The organism is Paenibacillus durus ATCC 35681 (assembly GCF_000993825.1).
GTDB classification, from domain to species: Bacteria; Bacillota; Bacilli; order Paenibacillales; family Paenibacillaceae; genus Paenibacillus_AQ; species Paenibacillus_AQ durus_B.
In genome coordinates this window covers 2,898,685-2,919,577 of record NZ_CP011114.1, presented here as the reverse complement: position 1 = coordinate 2,919,577, position 20,893 = coordinate 2,898,685, and the positions used below count along the sequence as shown (strand labels likewise).

Genomic DNA, 20,893 nt, shown 5'->3' with positions numbered 1-20,893 from the left:
TGCCGATAGGAACCCGGAGGATGAATATGAAGAGAGTAAATTTCGGAACTTCTCTAGCTCTGGTCTGCATCAGCCTGCTCCTGCTCTTCACTCCGATTGCGGCTGCTGAAACGGAAACGGAGCAAGAGAGCGTATCTACCCATGCCAAGGCGGCCGCGCTGATTGATGTGGAGTCCGGGCGGATACTCTACAGCAGCCACGCCGATGAGCCGATGCTGATCGCCAGCCTGACCAAGATCATGACCGCTATCGTCGCCATTGAGAACGGTGATTTAAGCAGCAAGGTCAAGGTCGGCAAGAACGCTTTTGCCAAGGAAGGATCGTCCCTGTTCCTTAGACAGGGCGAAGAGATGACGCTCGAGAACATGCTGTACGGTCTGATGCTGCGTTCGGGCAATGATGCGGCGACGGCCATCGCGGAGCATGTCGGCGGCTCTGAGGAAGGTTTTGTCTATCTTATGAATGCCAAGGCGGAGGCGCTGGGACTCGGCCATACCCATTTTGCCAATCCCCACGGTCTTGACGCCAAAGAACATTACTCCACCGCCAATGATCTTGCCGAGCTGACAGCCTATGCGCTGCATAATCCCGTATTCAAGGATATTGTGAAGACGCAGATGAAGACGGCGGATAATCCGTACGATAAATGGGACTACAAATGGAGCAACAAAAATAAGATGCTGCGGCTCTATGATGGAGCGGACGGCGTGAAGACGGGCTATACGAAAAAAGCGCTCCGCTGTCTCGTCAGCTCCGCGAGCCGGGGAGGACAGCAACTGGTCGCGGTAACGCTTAATGACGGCAATGATTGGAACGACCATGCCACGCTGCTCAACTTCGGCTTTAACCGGTTCCCCCTAAAAACGATTATCGAACGCGGGGAGAAGCTGAAGGGCTATGAGCTCGCGGCGGGCCTGAATTTCTCCTATCCGCTCAAGCAGGGAGAACAGGAGCGGATCGTCACGGAGCTGGTTCTGAATTCGAAGCGGGGGGCCAAAAAACGTGCAGACAAGAACTTCGGGCTGCGGGGAACGCTCGTGCTGAAGCTGGGCAATGCGCCTATCGGCAAGGTGCCTGTCTATGAGCCTGGACGCCTGCCGCCGGAAACATCTCCATATATGGAAAAATACGCTTCCACCTCGGCCTATCCGGCGGACACATGGCTTCAGGCGGCCTCTAGCGCGCTTCGCGCCCTGTTCCGTTTCGGGGCGGAAGGGGGCGTCTCTCATGATTAACGTCATATGGCTGGGCATGATCGTCATTGGCTTTGTGTTCGCCGCCGTGAACGGCCGGATGGACGCTTTTACGGCAGCCGTATTCGACGGCGCAAAGAATGGCGTCACAGTCAGCTTCGGACTCATAAGCGTCCTCGTTTTCTGGCTTGGCGTCATGAAGGTTGCGGAAGATGCCGGACTGCTGCGCGTCATCGCCAAACTGCTAGGTCCGGTTGTCCGCTTCCTGTTCCCGGATGTGCCGAAAGGGCATCCGGCGATTGGCTATATATTATCCAATATGAGCGCGAATTTGCTTGGCCTGGGCAATGCGGCGACGCCGATGGGCATCAAGGCGATGCAGGAATTGCAGACTTTGAATCCTGAGAAAGATACGGCTACCCCCGCGATGTGCACCTTGCTTGCGCTCAACACCGCCAGCATCACGCTCATTCCGGCGACGCTGATCGCGATCCGCCTGAACTACGGCTCCGCCGATCCGGCGGACATCGTCGGGACGACGCTCGCGGCGACCTTCGTCGCAACGCTCGCCGCCATCTTCGCAGACCGGCTGTGCCGCCGGATGCTGCTGCTGCGCAGGCCGCCAGGGCCGCCTGCGGAGAACCGATCCCCCGCCAGGGGCGGATCGGCTCCACCACATTATCAAGTGAAAGGGTGACCGCCCTTGTACCAGATCATCAGCCTGATTTCAACCTGGGCCATACCCGTCATGATCGCTTTCATTCCATTATACGCCTATGCCCGGAAGGTTCCCGTCTATGAATCGTTTGTCGACGGAGCCAAGGAGGGCTTCGGAACGGCAATCGGGATCATTCCCCATCTGGTCGGCATGATGGTGGCGATCAGCGTGTTTCGCGCATCCGGAGCGCTTGATTTTCTTATGGGATATATTTCTCCGCTGCTAAGAAGCCTTGGAGTTCCGCCGGAGGTGATGCCCCTCGGATTGCTGCGCCCTCTTACCGGCACGGGCTCGCTGGCCTACGCTACCGAACTGATTCGTGTTCACGGCCCCGATTCGCTGATCGGCCGGATCGCCTCCACGATCCAAGGCAGCACGGACACTACCTTGTATGTGCTGACCGTCTACTTCGGCGCCGTCGGCATCCGCAACGGACGCTATGCGCTCAAGGTGGGACTCTTCTCGGACCTTGTAGGCTTTGTCGCCGCTATCGCGGTCTGCCTGCTGGTGTTCGGCTGACGCCATTCCCTGCTTGCCTGCATGGCTCGCCCGCCTCTGACGCCGCCGCCAAGGCGGCTTTTCGGCAAGGCGTAACGCCGGCCTCCTCTTTTTCATATGCTATTGAAGCAATGGAAAAGGGAGGAAACGCGGATGCCGTACCAAGGGTTCATCATTCACACTTCTGTCTGTCCGTCTATCAACGGCAAAGGTTTTGATTTCTGGATCGATGCTTCGGGCACAACCTATGCGGCGCCGCTTCTGACCGACCCCGAATATATCCACCTCTGTCTGGAGGGCGATTTCGGGAAGCCTTTGACCGCTGCGCCGCAAGCCGAGACCAAGGAGCAGATTTTTGCCGCATGCCGGCTCATTCTGGATTTGGCCGCGCTGTACAGCATATCTCCGGCGATTGTCAAGCCCCACAACGATTCGTGCCCCGGTCCCTATTTTCCCTGGAATGAACTTGTGCTTTATCCCGGCGATGGTTATCATTAGTCTGAGGTGACCAATCGACAATGGAAAGATTACAGAAAATACTGGCACAGGCCGGAGTGGCGTCCAGACGAAAATGCGAAGAGCTGATTCTGGCCGGCAAAGTGGAAGTGAACGGAGAGGTCGTGACGACACTCGGAACGAAAGCCGATCCGGATACGGATATCATCAAGGTGTCGGGCAAAAGGATTTCAGGCGAGAATAAAATCTATATTATGTTCAACAAGCCGAAAGGCGTTATTACAAGCGCTTCCGATCCGAAGGGCCGCAAAATCGTGACAGATTACATGAAGGGCATCAAGGAACGGGTGTATCCGATCGGAAGGCTCGATTACGATACGGAAGGTCTGCTTCTGCTGACCAACGACGGAGAATTTGCCAATCTGCTTACCCATCCGAAGCATCATGTGCCCAAGACTTATCTGGCTACGGTCAAAGGTATTCCGCACGGCACGGCGCTGGACAAGCTGAAGGAGGGCATCAAGCTGGAGGACGGCATGACCGCTCCTGCCGAAGTGGAGTACAAGGATATTGACGAGGACAGCAAGGAGTCGGTTATCAGCATCACGATCCACGAGGGCCGCAACCGCCAGGTGCGCCGCATGTTCGAGGCGATCTCCCATCCCGTTATCCGGCTGAAGCGGATTTCGTTCGGCGATATTTTGCTGCAGAATCTGAAGCGCGGTTCGTACCGCCATCTGACCAAGGACGAGATCAACGGGCTGAAGCAGCTCGCCATGGCCGGACTGGCCAAAGGAAATAACACCCGCAAAGACACATAATGTTCACAAGTGCCCCCAAGACTCTCCGGAAAAATGGAACCGTATTCGTTATAATGTTCATAGGATGTTCACACTTCTTGTTAACGATATGAACGGTATCATTGAAGGGGGCAATCTGTGTGGGCAATGCGAGAAAACCAGTACAAATCATCATTTTGGTTCTGATCGTTCTGCTTGGAGGGTATGCGATCGGAACCTCGGCGTTTGGAGGAGACGGCAAGCCGGAAGAGGGCAGCCGTGCTCCGTCCTTTGAGCTGCTTGGGCTGGACGGCAAGACCCATAAGCTGGACGAATATAAAGGTAAGCCGATTGTCCTGAATTTCTGGGGCTCCTGGTGCGCCCCATGCGTGAAGGAAATGCCTGCGCTGGAGGCACAGTGGGAGAAGTGGAAGGCCCAGGGAGTCGTTGTCGTCGGCATCAATGTCGGCGAGGATCAAATGACGGTCCAGAATTTTGTAAACGGTACCGGCGTCAACTTCCTGATTCTGATGGACCCGGAGAGGGAGGCGGTGCGCAGCTACGGGATCTCTCCTCTGCCGACGACCTTTTTTATCAACGCCAAAGGAAAAATCGATACAATCCATATCGGGCAGCTTGATCTGAGCACGCTCGATGCGCAAATCGGAAAGCTGGTGAACCGATGAGCGGCCGCACCCCTCTTTTCGTCAATACGAAATGCGAATGCGGACACCAGAATCCCGCCGCTACGGTGCTGTGTGAAGCATGCGGCAAGCCGCTGCTTGATAACACGGACTCGGGTGATCCCCTTGAAATGCGCTATGACGGCATGGCCCGCCGTTCCCAAAAGGCCAATCCGGGCGTCGTCGACCGGGTATGGAACTTTTTTTCCTCGGTCAAAATCGCGATCTACCTGATCGTGCTGATGCTTCTCGGCTCCACGCTGGGAACGATCTTTCCGCAGGAAAGCACCTTTCTCAATATCGATCCTTCCACCTATTACAAGCAGCGTTACGGCACAGCCGGCGAAATCTATTACAGACTCGGTCTATCCCATACGTATGAATCCTGGTGGTTCATCACTCTCCTGGTCATGATCGGAGCCTCACTCGTCATCTGCAGCCTTGACCGTGTGCTCCCTCTGTACAAAGCCCTTAAGCGGCAAAACATCCGCAAGCACCGCCGGTTTCTGACAAGGCAGAAGGTCGTTCTGGTAAGAAAGATCGCGGAGGATTCGGATGCCTGGGTTGCAGGAGCCGTTCAGCCTTTGAAGAAACAGGGTTACCGGGTTATGACGGACGGCAGCGCACTGCTCGCGGAAAAGCACCGGTTCAGCCGCTGGGGGCCTTACATTATCCATATCGGCCTCATTATCTTTCTGCTTGCCGTGCTGGCCAGAGGGCTGCCAGGGCTTAATATGGATCAGCATCTTGCTTTTCCGCAGGGAGACATCATCCATATTCCGGATACCTCCTATTATTTGGAGAATGAGAAATTCACCGTAGAGTTCTACAAGGACGAAGAAATGCCTGAAGAATTCCGCGGCAAAAAAGTGCTGCCTAAGCTGTACGAAACGAAGGCGGTGCTGTACGAATGTACGGCGGACTGCGGCGACCCATCCAAAGAGCCGAAGCTAACGAAAGTGGCTTTACATGCGATCCAGGTTAACGATCCTTTGAGCTACAAAGGAATGAAAGCGTATCAGTTCGACTACGACCTGACTCCTGTGCTGCGTTCGGTAACGCCGAAGCTGGTCAATTCTGCGACAGGAGAATCGTACGGTTCGTTCAAGCTGGAGATGAAGAATTCGCAGCGCCGCTTTGCCGCCGGTCCCTACACGCTGGAGCTGAAGGAGAAGTATATGGAATTCGGACTGAACGAGGAAGGGCAGCCGATCTCCAAATCACCGTATCCGAATGCGCCCGCCTTTCTTTTTCTGATCAAGGGCCCGAATTTGCCGCCAGGCGGCGAGCAGTACTTCTATTTTCCGAAGCAGAATGACAAGGCCGAATTCCAGCAGGACGCGATTAATGACAAGCTCGGGGGAGCGGGCCGCTTTCTGGAGCTTGAGGTGGGCGATATGAGCGGCGTCGATTTCTCGGAATCAACCAGTTATCTCAACCTCCGCGTGGACCGTGCGATGCCGTTTGTCTGGACCGGCGCCGGAATTGTCATGCTCGGCCTGGTGCTTGGCTTTTACTGGCAGCATAGACGGATCTGGCTGACTGTGGACGGAGGCGAACTTACGCTTGGGGCGCATACGAACAAGAACTGGTTCGGGCTTCGGCGGGAAGTGAAAGCTTTCCTGGAGAAAATGAATATTTCCGTGGATGAAAAATCATTGGAAAATGGGGGAGGTCAAGCATGAGTCTGCTCGATTTCAGCAATGATGCCTTTATCGCAGCCTTTTTCCTGTACAGCGGAGCGTTCATATTGTTTACCATCGCCATCATGGGGCGCAGGTGGTCCGGCCGGAGTCCGAAGGAGCATACTGCGCGCTGGGGCCAAATCGCCTTTATCGCCTCATCCCTCGGGCTCTTGTGCCATCTTGCGTATTTCTTCACCCGCTGGGCGGGCGGGGGGCATATTCCCGTCAGCAACATGTATGAGTTCATGACCTTCTTATCCATGATGGTGATGGTCGCGTTTACCGTCATCTTCTCCATTTACCGCAAAATCCTGCTCGGTCTTTTCTCCGTTCCGGTATCTATCATCGTTATGGCGTATGCCGCCGTGTTCCCGCAGGAAGTCCAGCCGCTGATTCCGTCTTTAAGATCGGTCTATTTGAATATCCATGTGACGCTGGCTGCTCTTGGCGAATCCTTCTTTGCGGTGGGATTTGCTGCGGGCCTGATGTATCTGCTGCGGACGGTCAACTTTAATAGCTCGTCAAAAGACGACAAACGCCAGCAGCGAGGAGTCGAGTTTACGCTGTTCACCATCATCGTTATTATCGGATTTCTGGTATCGGTATTCGGATTTCGGGCGGCAGGGTACGAGACGGTTTTTACCAGAAGCAACGTTACCGTTGACAATCCCGGGCAGAATGATAGTAAAATAGAGAAAGTCAGTTATAGAATGCCGCCCATTGTGGCACCTTACCATAGCGAAATTGAGAGCTTCCAGTCGATTCTTGGCATCAAAAAACCGCTAACCGAAGCGCCGTCCTGGATGAAGGGTGTCAATGCCGGAAGGAAATTCAATACGGTGATCTGGTCGCTGTTGACCGGAGCCGTGATTTACGGCGCATTGCGCCTCATTGTCCGCAAGCCGCTTGGCAGAGCGCTTCAACCCGTATTGGATGGAATCGACGAGGGCGATCTCGATGAGATTACATACCGGGCAATCGCCATCGGTTTCCCTATTTTTACACTGGGGGCTTTGATTTTTGCCATGATATGGGCCCAGGTGGCATGGGGAAGATTTTGGGGCTGGGATCCGAAGGAAGTATGGGCTCTTGTGACTTGGCTGTTTTACAGCGCCTATCTCCATCTTCGGCTGGCGCGCGGATGGCAGGGCCGCAAATCCGCATGGCTGGCCGTACTTGGTTTTCTGGTTGTCATGTTTACTCTGGTTGGCGTCAATCTGGTGATCGCCGGACTCCATTCGTATGCCGGAACAGACTAAGTTGTCTACCGGGATACAGGGAGCGTCAATCTCTGGGTATCTTCTACTGTATCGATGAAGGGGTTGTTGTGAAATGGCAGAGCATCTGAATAGAATTTTGGTGGTAGACGATGAGGAACGTATCCGCCGTCTTCTGAAAATGTATCTTGAGAAGGAAGGCTATGAAATCGACGAAGCAGAGGACGGGGAAATTGCGCTTCGCAAAGCAACCGCCGCTGATTACGGATTGATTCTGCTGGATGTCATGCTGCCTGGGATTGACGGTATTGAGGTGCTGACCCGGCTCAGAGACGTAAAGTCCACTCCGGTACTCATGCTGACCGCCAAGGGCGAGGAGATCAACCGTGTGCAGGGCTTTGAAATGGGAGCCGACGATTATGTTGTGAAACCGTTCAGCCCACGTGAGGTCATCTACCGGGTGAAGGCGATTATGCGCCGTTCCTCGGCGACCGCCTTTCTGTCGAAGGAGACGAATTCCAGCAATAATATCGTATTTACGCATCTGGTGATCGAGCATGACGCGCACCGCGTTACGGCCGGGGGGCAAGAGGTCAGCTTGACGCCGAAGGAGTACGAACTGCTGCATTATTTGGCGGTGTCGCCGGACAAAGTGTTTTCACGTGAGGAACTGCTGAAGGATGTGTGGAATTACGAGTTTTTCGGCGATTTGCGTACAGTGGATACCCATGTGAAGCGCCTCCGCGAGAAGCTGAATAAGGTGTCGCCGGAATCTGCAGCGATGATCACGACGGTGTGGGGCGTAGGCTACAAGCTTGAGGTCCCGAAATAAGTGAACTTCTGGAGAAGCCTTGTCGGCAAGCTGTGGGTGACGATCATCTGTCTCGTTGCGGTCGTGCTTATGACACTGGGGCTGTTCCTGCTGCCATACATTGACAGCAACTTCGCTAATTCCGGCGCAATCAAACGGCTATTCATGTATACGGCCTTGATCGGGTTTTCCATGACGACCTTCTTCGCATTGTTTCTGTTCACCAAGATTACGCAACCGATGCATCAGGTTATCGCAGCGGCGGATGCAATCCGCCGGGGGGAGTACGGCAAGAGGCTAAAGCTTGTCACAAGCGATGAAATCGGCGAGCTGGCGACATCCTTTAATCATATGGCCGCCGAACTGGAGGGTACCATAAGAAGTCTGAATCATGAAAAAGGGCTTCTGTCCAGCGTGCTGCGCAGCATGAGCGATCCCGTGATCACTTTTGATAACGAAGGCAAGATCGTGCTCACCAATCCGCACGGTCAGTCCCTGCTGGAAAGCTGGAATGATTTGAAATGGGAGCAGGAAGGCGAAGACGATTTCGAGTATGTAAGCGGAGAGGCTCTGGGTGTACCGCGTCCGCTGCGCCTGCTGTTTCGGCGTACGCTTCAGGATGGCGGCGACCACAACTCCAATGTGCATGTGCGCCAGGATGTATGGTCGGTGCATATGGCGCCGCTCTATTCGGACAATCAAATTCAGGGCACTGTAGCCGTGCTGCGGGATGTGACCGAAGAAGTCCGGCTTGAGAAAATGCGCCGCGACTTTCTAGCCAATGTATCCCATGAAATCCGCACTCCGCTGTCGATGATGCAGGGCTACAGCGAGGCGCTGCTGGACGGCATGGCTTCTTCGCCGGAGGAGAGCAGCGAGCTTGTTCAGGTGATTCATGATGAGGCGCTGCGGATGGGCCGGCTGGTGAAGGATCTGCTTGATTTGGCCCGGATGGATGCCGGACACACTGATCTGCATAAGGCTCCGGTCAACATGACCGAGCTGCTGGAACGGATATACCGCAAATTCTCCGTGCGCGCGAAGGAGCGGGACATTGAATTGCGCTGCATTAAAAAGAGCAATGAGCTATGGCTCCATGACGCGGACGAAGATAAGCTGGAGCAGGTGCTGACGAATCTGCTGGATAATGCGTTCCGGCATACCCCCGCAGGGAAAAAGATCGATATCGTGGCGGACTGGATTATTTATGCGAATCGGTCGGAAATCGAGGTCGAGGTTCGGGATGAAGGGGTGGGCATTCCATCCGAGGATCTTCCCTTTATTTTTGAACGATTCTACAAAGCGGATAAAGCCCGGGTTCGCGGGGAATCCGGAGGAACCGGTCTCGGCCTGGCTATCGTCAAGAATATCGTCGAATCCCACGGCGGACATATCTCGGCTGCCAGCAAATTAGGCGAAGGAACCTGCTTTACGCTTCGTCTGCCTGTCGAAAAACAATAAATTTTAAACATTTTTGATCGCACCTCTTGTCTCAGAGGTGCTTTTTGTTGAATGGAGCCGATAAATCTTGTTCTCCGTGGAACAAGCTAACAGGAGGATTTTCAATGAGAAAAATAACATTTGTTAAGCGCTTTATTGATTTTTCGGCAATTATCCTGTTTCCAGACATGCTTCTGGACGGAGCCGCACGATGAGCCGCTATATTTTGTCTCTGGACCAGGGCACGACCAGTTCGCGGGCGATTCTGTTCGATGAAGAAGCCAAAATGGTCAGCCAGGCTCAGTATGAGCTAACCCAGTATTTCCCCCGTCCAGGCTGGGTAGAGCATGATCCGGAGCAGATCTGGAATATACAGCTCAGGTCGGCAAGAGAGGCTGTCGTAAAGAGCGAGATCGATCCCTCGCAAATCGCCGTGATCGGCATTACGAACCAGCGTGAGACAGCGCTGATCTGGGAGAAGGCGACCGGCAGACCGGTATACCCGGCCATCGTATGGCAGGACCGGCGAACCGCTGAGATGTGCGAGGAACTTAAGCGCAGGGGACTGGAGCGGGAGATCGGGGAGAAGACCGGCCTCGTCGCCGACGCCTATTTCTCGGCGACGAAGATCGCCTGGATACTGGATCATGTGGAAGGCGCTCGGGAAAGGGCGGAGCGTGGCGAACTGCTCGCCGGGACGGTGGACACCTGGCTGATCTGGAAGCTCACCGGCGGCGCTGTACACGCCACGGACGTCACCAATGCGTCGCGGACGATGCTGTTCGATCTGCACCGGAGAGTCTGGGACGATAAGCTGATGGCCGAGCTGAACATCCCGGCGAGCATGCTGCCCGAGGTGCGGATGTCTGGCGGGTCCTTCGGAACGGCGCTTAAGCAGTGGTTCGGAGCGGAAATCCCTATTGCTTCCGTGCTGGGGGACCAGCAGGCGGCGCTCTTTGGGCATACCTGTCTGGAAGCCGGGAGCGCCAAGAATACGTACGGCACCGGCTGCTTTATTCTGATGAATACGGGCAGTGAAGCGGTTGCCTCGCGGCACGGACTCCTAACGACAGTGGCTTGGGGAATAGAGGGTGAGCTGTATTATGCGCTTGAGGGCAGTGTATTCGTCGCGGGCGCGGCGGTGCAGTGGCTGGAGGAAGGTCTCGGCCTGATTGAAAATCCGGGGCAATCTGAGGAAAAGGCACGGGAGGTTGAAGACAGCGGGGGTGTTGTCGTCGTGCCTGCTTTTACCGGACTGGGCGCGCCGTATTGGGATATGTATGCCCGTGGAGCGGTATTCGGCTTAACGCGGGGAACGACCTCCGCCCACCTCGTACGCGCCACACTGGAATCACTTGCATTCCAATCAAGGGATGTGATCGGGGCAATGGAGAAGGACGCCGGTATGCCGCTTTCCGACCTGCGGGTGGACGGGGGAGCGGTGCGCAATGATCTGCTGATGCAGTTCCAGGCAGATATTCTGGGCAGAGAAGTAACGCGTACGACATACGCGGAGACAACGGCGCTGGGTGCGGCTCTATTGGCGGGTCTTATCGCGGGCTTCTGGAACCGTGAAGAGCTGCGGAATTTCAACAAGGCGGAGAAGACATTTACGCCCGCCATGCCGCAGGAGGAACGGGAGGGCCGTTACCATATTTGGCAGGATGCCGTCTCACGGACGATGGGGTGGGATAAGCATGAGCGCCCGTGAGAGTAACATTGGCCCCCGTTGGCCCTTAAAATAGAATAGGGTGATGACAAGAAGAGGCGGATCGCGATCCTTTAAGGAAGTTGCGGTCCGCTTTCCGGTGTCCGTTAGAGGGAGGGACCGGTATAGGCATATCAACAACTTCTACTATGACCTGTCCAAGAACGCACTGGTGCGTATGGCCTGCGGATTATCCAAGGAACTTGCGGCTGACGGAATCGCCGTTATTCCGCTGTCTCCGGGCTGGATGCGGACAGAGCTTGTTCTGGACGCCTTTCATACCGATGAGGCACATTGGCAGGAAGTGGAGGAACTGAAAGCAACCGAATCGACACGTTATATCGGGCGGGCTGTATGCGCCTTGGCCGCCGATCCGAAGATTATGGAAAGGTCGGGTGTGCCCCAGCAGGTGGGGCGCTTGGCGGAACAATACGGTTTTACCGATATTGACGGTCGGGTAATGCCGCCATTCCTAATATCTGAATAAATAAAACGCCGACTGCCCATTTCAATGGCAGCCGGCGCTTTATTTATGCCGTGCAATTTAAGGAATATTAAAGTTTACTGCAGCACGACTTCTTTGGCTGTATTGATCTCGGCCAGGGCGGCGAGCTTCACCAGCACATCATCCGGAACTTCTTTATCGACGGTCAGCAGCATGATGGCTTCACCGCCGATAACGGTACGTCCCACCTGCATCGACGCGATGTTGACGTCGTTCTGGCCGAGCAGCGTACCCACGTTGCCGATAATGCCGGGTTTATCGTTATGGGAGATCAAGATTTGGTTGCCTTCCGGAGCGATATCAACCGGGAATTTACCGAGCTGTACGATCCGCTCTCCGTATCCTTGCAGAAGTGTACCAGCCACGAGGCGCTCTTCGCCTCCCTCGGCAATAATCTTCACTGTAATCAGGTTGGTGAAGCCTTTGGTCTTCGAAGCTTTCGTCACGACTACATTCACTTCACGAGTCTTGGCGAGATGCATGGAGTTGACGATGTTGACGTCGCCGCCGAAGTGGCGGGACAGTACGCCTTTGACAATGTACCGGTTCAGCGGCTGGGTGTCGACGTCCGAGAGATCACCGGCAAACTCTACATGAATTTCGTTGATGGCGCCGTTCGTAATCTGCGAAGCGAAGCTGCCAAGCTTCTCACCGAGAGTGAAGTAAGGCTGCAGCTTGTTCATAACGCTTGGAGCCACCGGAGGAATGTTAACCGCGTTGATGAACGGCTCGTTCCGCAAAATATGCAGCACCTGCTCGGATACGTCGATCGCCACATTCTCCTGCGCTTCCACTGTCGATGCGCCAAGGTGCGGAGTAACGATAATCTTCGGATGCGACAGGAAAGGATGATCCGCTTGCGGCGGTTCTTTCTCGAATACGTCGAAAGCCGCTCCGGCCACGATCCCTGCATCAATAGCTTCCACCAGAGCCATTTCGTCAATAACGCCGCCGCGTGCGCAGTTGACGATGCGCATACCTTTTTTCATTACCTCGAACTGAGGGCGGGAAATCATATGGCGCGTTTGCGGAGTCAGCGGAGTGTGAACCGTAATGAAGTCCGCGCCTTTTACGATGTCATCGACGGACGCCAGTGTAACTTCCAGCTTCTCCGCCCGGTCAGCCGTTAGAAACGGGTCAAAGGCCAGGATGTTCATGCCGAATGCTTTGGCGCGTTTGGCTACTTCGCTGCCGATCCGGCCCATGCCGAGAACGCCAAGCGTTTTGCCGCGGAGCTCAACGCCGAGGAACGATTTTTTGTCCCAGACGCCGTTAATGGTCTTCGCATAGGCTTGGGGAATATGGCGGGCCAGAGCCATCATCATCGCAAAGGCATGCTCACAGGTCGTAATGGTATTGCCGTCCGGCGCGTTAATCACGACAACCCCGCGCTTCGTGGCGGCTTCCAGATTGATATTGTCAACGCCGACGCCAGCACGTCCGATTACTTTCAGGTTGGACCCCGCTTCGATAATTTTCTCGGTGACAGTCGTTTGGGAGCGTACGAGCAGGCCGTCGTATTCGCCGATAATCGCAATGAGTTCATCCTCGCTGAGTCCTGTTTTTTTATCTACCGTTACGTCGCTTGCTTCCGTCAGCTGCTGAATGCCCAGATCGCTGATCGGGTCCGATACCAAAATTTTAAACATGATTTCTTTTTCCTCCTTAAATGTGTGAACATTATTATTTTTGAGGAGGCCCTTTAAGGCTCTCCGAATTACCTGAAACAGCTTTTCCACAGAAGAAGGTGATCATACCGCATTTTCAGGCAAGCGTCAACGCGGTGTCGCAGCAGAGAATAGGTCTAAAGCAGGGCCTACCGAATGAGAGATTCATTCGGGTGGGCACAAAGAAGCAGGCGGTCAACAAAAAAACTCCCGAATCCATACCGCTTCCGCAGTAAGGGACGAGAGTTGTCGTGGTACCACCCTAATTCACCGCATCCTTTACAGACACAGCCTCATTTCCTGAAAACAGGAACACTGGTAACGGAGGTGATCCGATTGTGCCTACTATTAGTTCAACACAATATCTCAGGAGCGCTAAAGTACACTGTCCGCCACCGGCTTGCACCATCCGCCGGCTCTCTGAAGACCTTCAGTAACTTTGTTCCATCATCGGTTTTGTTTGATCAATTTTTTCATAATGTAACATGGCTGTGCTACATGTGTCAATAGTATTTTGCCGGATTAATGTGGTATGATGCATTTGCCGATATCAGTCGTAAAAGAAAGAAAGCTGCGGCAGCGTTTCCTTGCTATAATACTGCTGGCGCCATCTGGAGAAATCATTTTCCCTAAGGGCTCCGGTGGATACAAGCAGGGAAGTTATGCTTTGGATATCCTTAAGTTTCAAGGATGCGGCCTTGCCGGAACGGATCAAATTGTCGATCTTGGCCGTTACATCCTGCGGTTCATAGTTCTCAAAAATGCCTCGGTTCCGCATGATTTCCGCGATAGCGGCATTTTTGAGCAGCAGCGGCATTTTGTTCCATTTTGCCAGCGGGATAATTTTCAGATCGCCCGTCTCGGAAGGAATGGCAGAATTCTTCTGGGAACCCCATTTAAGCATTGAGGCATAATAATTGCTCTGGGCCAAAAGTCCGTATCTGACTGCGCCAGCCGCCAACTCCCCGTTTTTCAGCGCCTTAACCGCCTGTTCTTTCCCGGAGGACGAGGATGCCTTGCCCGCAGCTTCGGAGAAGAGACGAAGGCTTTTCAGGATATTAAGCTGGCCCTGCTTCAGCAGCGGAGATTCGTCGAAGATGGAGTCCTGTGTCACTTGCGAGTAAGCGCTATTTGCGGAATTGCGGAGATTTTTGAGTATTTCCGTACGATCAGCGCCGCTTCCGCGTACCAAAAGGTCAACCTGCTCGTTCCAATTGCGCTTGAATTCCCGATATGGCGAAAATACGTTATGATAGAACGTAACGAGATCCGTTTGGCGGTAATAAGCGAAGGATTCCGAGGATTGTCCATCGGCGTTCAGTTTCTCATATTTGGCCTCAACCTTGTCGGCGCCAACCTTCACTCCGGTGAAAAAGACAGCAAAGGCAGAGATCAGGCAGAACAAGAATCCAAGGGTGTACAGCATCGGCTTGCTGGATGAACGGTGATTCATAAAAACGGCTCCTTTTTCTATGAGGATTGAATTGGATATGAATGCTAGGATTTGAAATATTTTAAGAACAGGTAGGTAATGAATGAAAAAATTTAAATTCAGCGACATAAAAGTACAAAAAGCATCACCGGAGCAGTTAACCGACCGGCTGCTTTTAATTAATCTTTATGTTACACAGGGCCTTACTCTTATTATCGGTTTGATCTGGGTATTATTTCAGAAAAGAAATCCTTTTCACGTGCTAAATTTTCCCGAAAGCATCAATTTTGCCGCCTGGGGACTAGGTCTCGCGGTCATTATGCTGATCGTGGACTTTGTGTTAACCTATATTGTCCCTGAACAAACCATGAATGATGGAGGGATCAACGAGCTGTTGTTCCGCAAACGGCCGCTTTGGCATATCGTGCTGATCGCCGCCATCGTGTCCATTTGCGAAGAGCTGCTGTTCCGGGGCGCCATACAGTTTGCTTTTGGGCCGTATTGGACAAGCATACTGTTTGCAATAATCCATGTGCGTTACTTAAGGCACTGGATTCCAACAGGCTGGGTATTTGCCAGCAGTTACGGCCTCGGGCTTATCTACATCTATTCCGGTACGATCTGGGCGCCTATTTTATGTCATTTCATCATCGACCTGTTCTCAGGACTGGTGATCCGCTACAGGAGGGAGTCATGAGTGAGGAGCTCAGCCGGGTGAAGTCCCGCCAGAACAAGAGAAACCGCGGGGACATGTCCGGTGTCAAAACAAGCAAGCCGCGCAAAGCGGAAGCTTCTTCTCCAAGGAAAAAAGAATCACCCTCACAAGCCCTGTCCCGGTCGCGAAAAAACAATACGGAGGGCGGAAAGTCCCCAGCGGTAAGGCAGAAGGCCGGAACCGCACGGGGCGGGAGAAGAGCGGATCGGCCCAAACCAGGAGAAGAAGAGGAGCAATCCCCTCCATCCCGTTCCGCGACCTATCGTTCGGAACGGATCAGGCTCAGCAAGCTGTTCGTGAATTCACTGAATGTTCTGTTTATGCTGCTGCTGATCTTTCTGGTCTGGTGGGGGATAAAGGGAGCACCGCCGCTTAGGACGCTGTGGTAGCGGGCTTGGCCGGTCTGCTTCAGCATACGATAATCAGGTAAAAGGCCCCGCTCATCCCTCGCGGGATGGGTCGGGGCCTTTATTCCGTTAATTCCGGCTTACCGCATTTTCAGCTCGATACTGCGCGGATCGGCGAAGCCGTAGCCCTTGCTCGTAAGCGTCGTCAGCAGTTTATCCAGCGCCTCGGCCGTCCACGGCAGTTCGTGCATCAGGATATTGCTGCCGGGATGGAGCTGATCGGTAACGTTCTTGATCAGCTTTTCCGTCTTGCCTGTGTCCTTTTCCTTCATCGTCCAATCAAGGGAGCCGTTCGACCAGGTCATGTACAGCATTCCGTTCTCCGCAGCGATCTTTCTGCCGACATCTCCGCCCGCCCCATGGGGAGGCCGGAAGAATACCGGCGTTTCTCCAGTGACTTCCTTTACAATTCTTTGCACATCTTCAATTTGTTTCTTGACGGCGGTGTACGGCTTATCTTTGAGAACGATATGATCCCAGCTATGATTGCCGATGATTCCGCCGCGTTCCTGAATCAGCTTCAGCAGCTCCGGGTGCTCCTTGATGCGGTACCCGTTGACGAAGAAGATCGCTTTGGCTTTATGTTTATCCAGCGTGTCGAAGATTAAATTGATCAGCTTTGCTTCCTTAGGTCCGTCGTCGAACGTCAGCAGTACGACCTTTTTGTTCGTGCTCTCTTCATTGGGCTTAATATCGTAATTCTTGTTCATGTGGTACAGCAGCGGTACTTGAGCTTCCGTTCCGCTTCCGGCCTGTTCCTCCTGATTTGCGCCGCCGTTAACCGATCCGGCAGCCTGCGAGGCGGAAGCTTCCGGCGATGCAGCAGGACCCTTACTGCCGACGGCAGCAGAAGGCTGTATGGAGGGACTTGCTGTAGACGTTCCGGGCAGGGCCGCTGAAGATGAAGCATTTGAGCTTGGCGCAGCCGTCTTTCCGCCATCCGGAGCCGTGTTCTCCGTACTGCTGCACGATGTCAGCAGAAAGGCGGCAAGCAGCAGCGCAGCTGTCTGTTTACCCACTTATTTCAACTCGCTTTCGTGTGATTAAGCTGTATGAGGCGGAAATCTTCTGCGAACACTAGAGATGATTTTATCATACAAGGAGGTAATAAATGTGAAGACTTCGTCATTTTTTTTCGGGGTAATGCTGGGCGCCGCCGCCAGTATGCTTATGTCCAAGAACCGGAACATGTTGATGCCGATGCTCGGTCAATCCGGGGCCGCCGAAAAAGCCAAAAATAAAATTATTAACATGGCGACAACAGGCTTCGGGAGTACTTCCGCAAATCAGCAGCCGGCCAAAACGGAAAGCTCCGGATCGGATGGAAATAAGACCGCTTCGCCTATCCGTTCCAAAGAAGCCAGCCTGAGCATGCTTAAGGATTTTATCCGCAGCAATCCCGATGTCAAACACGACGTGGAAAAAATCCTCAAAGAAACCCATACAGCCGTACCGGGCTTGTAACCGCAGCAAAGGCCAAAAGAATCATTTTGGAGCTCCCTTTTCTCCAGGATGATTCTTTTTTAGTTAGGAAGAAGCGCTCCCCTACTTTTGAAAATGTTGCTTTTCCCGCTTATAATATATTTACGTGCATTTATCCCGCCAAAATGGTAACATACATACATATCAATCACCATAATAACCATTTTTGGCTCATTACTCGGGACTCATCATACACTATAATAAATGTGAGCTTTCAAAAGGAGGATCCTGTCATGAGAATAGAGCGTTTAAGTCAAGATAAGATACGGATTTTCCTCACTTTTGACGATCTGAGCGAGCGGGGAATCCAGAAGGAAGATATGTGGCAGGAAGTCCCCAAAGTTCATGACCTTTTTACGGAAATGATGGACCAGGCATATAATGAACTCGGATTTGACGCAACCGGTCCTCTTGCCGTGGAAGTGTTCGCTCTGCCTGCACAAGGCATGGTCGTCATCGTCACCCGGGGCAAATACGATCATCAGTACGGTTCGTCAGGTGAAGAAGAATTGCCGGATGAGATTTACGAAATGGAAGTCACCCTTGAACAGGCGGACTCCATTGTCTACGCTTTCCGCGATTTTGAAGTTGTGGTTGAAGCGGCTCATGTGCTCATCGGCAATATTACTTCCGCAGGCAAGCTGTACTCTTATCAGGATAAATGGTACCTCTATTTCGATCCGAAAGAATTTGAGGAACCCGCACTGTCAGCGCTTGTCGCCGTACTCGCGGAATTCGGCGATTCATCTCCGGTGACCGAGGCGGTACTGAACGAATATGGCAAGACGGTTATGGCGGAGAACGCCGTTCAGCAGCTTTGCGCCTTTTTCAAACGCCAGGAATAATAAGGAAGGGGTGGAACTTTGGAGACCCTTTACCTGTTGTTACGACGACGCCGGCTGGTCCTGCCTTTTTCATAGGGGATAGGCCGGCTATTCTTTTATTTTGACAAGCGGGGAGGTACGTTCGGTGCTTTTGTTATCGGTGGTTTCGTCGGCAGTGGCACCGGGGCTTGCTCTGCTGATTTATTTTTACCTGAAGGACAAGTATGACCAGGAGCCGCTCCATATGGTGCTTAAAGTTTTTTTGCTGGGCCTGCTGATCGTCTTTCCGGTCATGATTATTCAGAGAGGACTGACGCTGGGGCTGGATACGGGTCCTTACACGGAATCATTTCTAATCTCCGCCGGAGTGGAAGAGTGCTTGAAATGGTTTGTGATGTATCACATCATCTACAATCATACCGAGTTCGACGAACCGTATGACGGCATACTCTATGCCGTGGCGATTTCGCTTGGTTTTGCGACGATTGAGAATGTGATGTACGCCTGGTACAGCCATGCTTCGCTTGGCTCCATGTTTCTTCGAGCGCTTCTTCCGGTATCGGGGCATGCCATGTTCGGTGTTGTGATGGGGTATCACCTTGGCAGAGCCAAATTCTCGAAGGGGGGCAGAAGGCGCGGCATCCTTATCGTATCGCTGCTTCTTCCTTGGATTTGGCACGGAATTTACGATTTTATTTTGAACACGATGGCAAACTATTGGATTTGGTATATCGTGCCGTTAATGGCCTTCTTATGGTATGGAGGCATGATTAAAGTGGCGCGCGCCAACAGCCTTTCGCCTTTTCGCCTGCTGAAACGGGAGGAAGAGGTTAATCTATAGTGCAGATGGAGACACTGTTACGGGCAGATCTTCCACAGGGAAGATTAGACTGTAAAGCGAGGTGTCTTTTTTTGCGTGTAAAGGTGCGAATCGTGTGCAAGCAGTGCGGGGAAAGCTATATTCTGCGCGGCATAAAATATCATGGGATTATCCAGACGGGCTTCAAGCAATGTCTATGCAACTGCACCGAAGGATTTCTGATTGAAGAGCAGGTCTAATAAGGCGCTGCTCTTTTTTGCTCTCATGTACACTTCCCATACCGATTCTCTTTGCGGCTGGTGCATAAGACTTCTTTACTTTAGTCAAACTAACGGCAATAAGCTACCAGAAGGGAGTCTTCAAGGCATATGTACAAAAGAATGAGTGCCGTATTGTTTCCGTTAACTTTGATTCTGCTCATCGGGGCGCTTGTGTGGGGCTATCAGGAGAATCAAGAGAAGAACGCGGTTTTGCTGAAAGCGGAAAATCAATACCAGCGGTCCTTCCATGATCTGTCTTATCATATGGAGCGGCTGCATGGCGAATTGGGCAACGTGCTTGCCGTCAGCTCGACCTCCGATGGAATGCACCGCAAGTCTCTAACGAATGTGTGGCGGATAACCAGCCAGGCGCAGAGCGAGATCAACCAGCTCCCGCTGACCCTGCTGCCTTTCAGCAAGACGGAGGAATTCCTCTCCAAGATCTCCAACTTCTCGTACAAGGCGGCAGTGCGCGACTACAAAACTAAGCCTATATCCGATGGGGAAATGAAAAATCTGAAGGCTTTGTATAAAAACTCCGGCGAAATTTCGAAGAATCTTCAGGAGGTACAACACAAGGTCATTACGAATCACCTGCGGTGGATGGATGTTGAGTCGGCGCTGGCAACGGAGAAAAAAGCCGAGGACAACACGATCATCGACGGTTTCAAAACAGTGGATAAAAGGGTGAGCGCCTATCCGGAGCTGAATTGGGGGCCATCCGTGGCCAGCGTTTACAATAAACGTGCCGTCAAAAAGCTGAACGGTCCTCCCGTCTCCCCTGAAGATATCCGCCGCAAGGCGCTGAAGTATGCGGATCTCGGCAGCGGAGCCAAAGTACACGTTACCGAGAACGGAAAAGGCACGGAATGGGAATCGTATACGGCGACGGTAAGCGGAGCAAATGAAATAGTGAGCATGGATTTCACAAAAAAAGGCGGGCTGCTGATTTCTTATCACAATGACCGCGAGGTTGGCGCCCCGAAGGTATCCATGGATGATGCCGTTGTGAAAGCCGGAGAATTCCTGAAACGCAAAGGGTACTCGAACATGACGCCCGTCAGCGCCGACCGTTACGGAAATATGGGCAATTTCACTTTTGTGACGAAGCAGAACGGCGTGCTGATCTATCCTGAAAAAATAACGGTGCGCGTCGGACTCGACAACGGCCATGCCACCGGTTTTCAGTCCAGCGATTATGTCAATGAGCATCAGGAGAAGAACCGCAAAATTACGAAGCCCCGAATGAGTCTTGCCGAAGTGCGGAAAAAGCTTAACCCGGATCTCCGGGAGACCTATAACCGCCTCGCCTTGATTGAGAATGACGAGGGTCAGGAAGTGCTCACTTACGAATTTGGCGGCCGGATTAACGGTTCCAAGTATCGCCTATATCTGAATGCAGACACCGGTATCGAAGAATCGGTTGAAGAGATCCGGACCCCTTCCGGCGCCCAGAAGAAATAACAACTTTGAAGAGTTTTAATTAGATGCAAAATGAAGGCTGTCCGCTTGCGGATGGCCTTTTTCATGTGATAATGGATATGGACCCCGGTATCCCTGAATGGATTGACACTGAAGCGTCCCCGTAATATT

General features: G+C 53.0%; 22 protein-coding genes and 1 other annotated feature. Of the genes, 19 read left to right on the top strand and 3 right to left on the bottom strand.

Annotated elements, in window-relative coordinates:
* The first annotated feature begins 20 nt into the window (after nucleotides 1-20).
* The 12 genes from VK70_RS13420 to VK70_RS13365 all read left to right on the top strand — a co-directional run bounded on the left by VK70_RS13420 (nucleotide 21) and on the right by VK70_RS13365 (nucleotide 11,675).
* On the top strand, nucleotides 21-1,235 hold the full coding sequence (locus tag VK70_RS13420; RefSeq protein WP_025696986.1) for a D-alanyl-D-alanine carboxypeptidase family protein: 1,215 nt from the start codon (nucleotides 21-23) through the stop codon (nucleotides 1,233-1,235).
* A complete protein-coding gene (locus tag VK70_RS13415) occupies nucleotides 1,228-1,890 on the top strand; it encodes a nucleoside recognition domain-containing protein (protein WP_046723385.1) in 663 nt (220 codons plus the stop codon). Before VK70_RS13420 ends, VK70_RS13415 begins: the two co-directional genes overlap by 8 nt.
* Nucleotides 1,891-1,941: 51 nt before the next feature.
* Complete coding sequence (locus VK70_RS13410) at nucleotides 1,942-2,430, top strand: spore maturation protein (RefSeq protein WP_046724258.1); 489 nt, start codon at nucleotides 1,942-1,944, stop codon at nucleotides 2,428-2,430.
* Between the two features lie 132 nt (nucleotides 2,431-2,562).
* Nucleotides 2,563-2,907, top strand: a complete 345-nt coding sequence (locus VK70_RS13405; RefSeq protein WP_025699691.1) for an N-acetylmuramoyl-L-alanine amidase — start codon at nucleotides 2,563-2,565, stop codon at nucleotides 2,905-2,907.
* A gap of 20 nt (nucleotides 2,908-2,927) precedes the next feature.
* On the top strand, nucleotides 2,928-3,686 hold the full coding sequence (locus VK70_RS13400; RefSeq protein WP_025699693.1) for a pseudouridine synthase: 759 nt from the start codon (nucleotides 2,928-2,930) through the stop codon (nucleotides 3,684-3,686).
* A 119-nt stretch (nucleotides 3,687-3,805) separates the two neighbouring features.
* Nucleotides 3,806-4,330: a redoxin domain-containing protein gene (locus VK70_RS13395; protein WP_025699695.1), complete on the top strand. Its 525-nt coding sequence runs from the start codon at nucleotides 3,806-3,808 to the stop codon at nucleotides 4,328-4,330.
* The gene (gene resB, locus VK70_RS13390) at nucleotides 4,327-6,012 is read left to right on the top strand and encodes a cytochrome c biogenesis protein ResB (protein ID WP_025699697.1); all 1,686 of its coding nucleotides are present in this window, start codon (nucleotides 4,327-4,329) and stop codon (nucleotides 6,010-6,012) included. The genes VK70_RS13395 and resB overlap by 4 nt, the downstream gene beginning before the upstream one ends.
* The gene (gene ccsA / locus VK70_RS13385) at nucleotides 6,009-7,271 is read left to right on the top strand and encodes a cytochrome c biogenesis protein CcsA (RefSeq protein WP_025699698.1); all 1,263 of its coding nucleotides are present in this window, start codon (nucleotides 6,009-6,011) and stop codon (nucleotides 7,269-7,271) included. The genes resB and ccsA overlap by 4 nt, the downstream gene beginning before the upstream one ends.
* A gap of 73 nt (nucleotides 7,272-7,344) precedes the next feature.
* Nucleotides 7,345-8,061 (top strand): response regulator transcription factor, encoded by a 717-nt coding sequence (locus tag VK70_RS13380; protein WP_025689300.1) that lies wholly within the window; start codon nucleotides 7,345-7,347, stop codon nucleotides 8,059-8,061.
* A complete protein-coding gene (locus VK70_RS13375; protein WP_025699700.1) occupies nucleotides 8,062-9,501 on the top strand; it encodes an ATP-binding protein in 1,440 nt (479 codons plus the stop codon).
* Nucleotides 9,502-9,691: 190 nt separating this feature from the next.
* On the top strand, nucleotides 9,692-11,191 hold the full coding sequence (gene glpK / locus VK70_RS13370; protein WP_025699702.1) for a glycerol kinase GlpK: 1,500 nt from the start codon (nucleotides 9,692-9,694) through the stop codon (nucleotides 11,189-11,191).
* A gap of 43 nt (nucleotides 11,192-11,234) precedes the next feature.
* Entirely contained in the window at nucleotides 11,235-11,675 is a 441-nt protein-coding gene (locus VK70_RS13365; protein WP_025699704.1) for an SDR family oxidoreductase, read from the top strand.
* Nucleotides 11,676-11,749: 74 nt separating this feature from the next.
* Here VK70_RS13365 and serA read toward each other — a convergent pair whose 3' ends face one another.
* On the bottom strand, nucleotides 11,750-13,342 hold the full coding sequence (serA, locus tag VK70_RS13360; protein WP_025699705.1) for a phosphoglycerate dehydrogenase: 1,593 nt from the start codon (nucleotides 13,340-13,342) through the stop codon (nucleotides 11,750-11,752).
* A gap of 250 nt (nucleotides 13,343-13,592) precedes the next feature.
* Nucleotides 13,593-13,820, bottom strand: a binding site (T-box leader).
* 90 nt (nucleotides 13,821-13,910) lie between these two features.
* Entirely contained in the window at nucleotides 13,911-14,813 is a 903-nt protein-coding gene (locus VK70_RS13355; protein ID WP_025699707.1) for a hypothetical protein, read from the bottom strand.
* Between the two features lie 82 nt (nucleotides 14,814-14,895).
* Between VK70_RS13355 and VK70_RS13350 the strand changes: the two genes are divergently transcribed.
* Nucleotides 14,896-15,489 carry a CPBP family intramembrane glutamic endopeptidase gene (locus VK70_RS13350; RefSeq protein WP_025699709.1) on the top strand — a complete coding sequence of 198 codons (594 nt, stop codon included), beginning with the start codon at nucleotides 14,896-14,898 and terminating at the stop codon, nucleotides 15,487-15,489.
* A complete protein-coding gene (locus VK70_RS13345) occupies nucleotides 15,486-15,896 on the top strand; it encodes a hypothetical protein (RefSeq protein ID WP_025699711.1) in 411 nt (136 codons plus the stop codon). The genes VK70_RS13350 and VK70_RS13345 overlap by 4 nt, the downstream gene beginning before the upstream one ends.
* Nucleotides 15,897-15,994: 98 nt before the next feature.
* Here VK70_RS13345 and VK70_RS13340 read toward each other — a convergent pair whose 3' ends face one another.
* Nucleotides 15,995-16,933, bottom strand: coding sequence for a polysaccharide deacetylase family protein (locus VK70_RS13340; RefSeq protein WP_025699713.1), 939 nt, complete (start codon nucleotides 16,931-16,933; stop codon nucleotides 15,995-15,997).
* A 94-nt stretch (nucleotides 16,934-17,027) separates the two neighbouring features.
* Here VK70_RS13340 and VK70_RS13335 point away from each other — a divergent pair, with 94 nt between their 5' ends.
* The 5 genes from VK70_RS13335 to ypeB all read left to right on the top strand — a co-directional run bounded on the left by VK70_RS13335 (nucleotide 17,028) and on the right by ypeB (nucleotide 20,764).
* Nucleotides 17,028-17,378 (top strand): hypothetical protein, encoded by a 351-nt coding sequence (locus VK70_RS13335; protein WP_025699714.1) that lies wholly within the window; start codon nucleotides 17,028-17,030, stop codon nucleotides 17,376-17,378.
* A 251-nt stretch (nucleotides 17,379-17,629) separates the two neighbouring features.
* Nucleotides 17,630-18,241 carry a genetic competence negative regulator gene (locus VK70_RS13330; RefSeq protein WP_025691205.1) on the top strand — a complete coding sequence of 204 codons (612 nt, stop codon included), beginning with the start codon at nucleotides 17,630-17,632 and terminating at the stop codon, nucleotides 18,239-18,241.
* Nucleotides 18,242-18,365: 124 nt separating this feature from the next.
* The gene (prsW, locus tag VK70_RS13325; protein WP_025699716.1) at nucleotides 18,366-19,061 is read left to right on the top strand and encodes a glutamic-type intramembrane protease PrsW; all 696 of its coding nucleotides are present in this window, start codon (nucleotides 18,366-18,368) and stop codon (nucleotides 19,059-19,061) included.
* A gap of 71 nt (nucleotides 19,062-19,132) precedes the next feature.
* A complete protein-coding gene (locus tag VK70_RS28555; RefSeq protein WP_169733348.1) occupies nucleotides 19,133-19,279 on the top strand; it encodes a hypothetical protein in 147 nt (48 codons plus the stop codon).
* A gap of 129 nt (nucleotides 19,280-19,408) precedes the next feature.
* Complete coding sequence (ypeB, locus tag VK70_RS13315) at nucleotides 19,409-20,764, top strand: germination protein YpeB (RefSeq protein WP_025699718.1); 1,356 nt, start codon at nucleotides 19,409-19,411, stop codon at nucleotides 20,762-20,764.
* The last annotated feature ends 129 nt before the right edge of the window (nucleotides 20,765-20,893 follow it).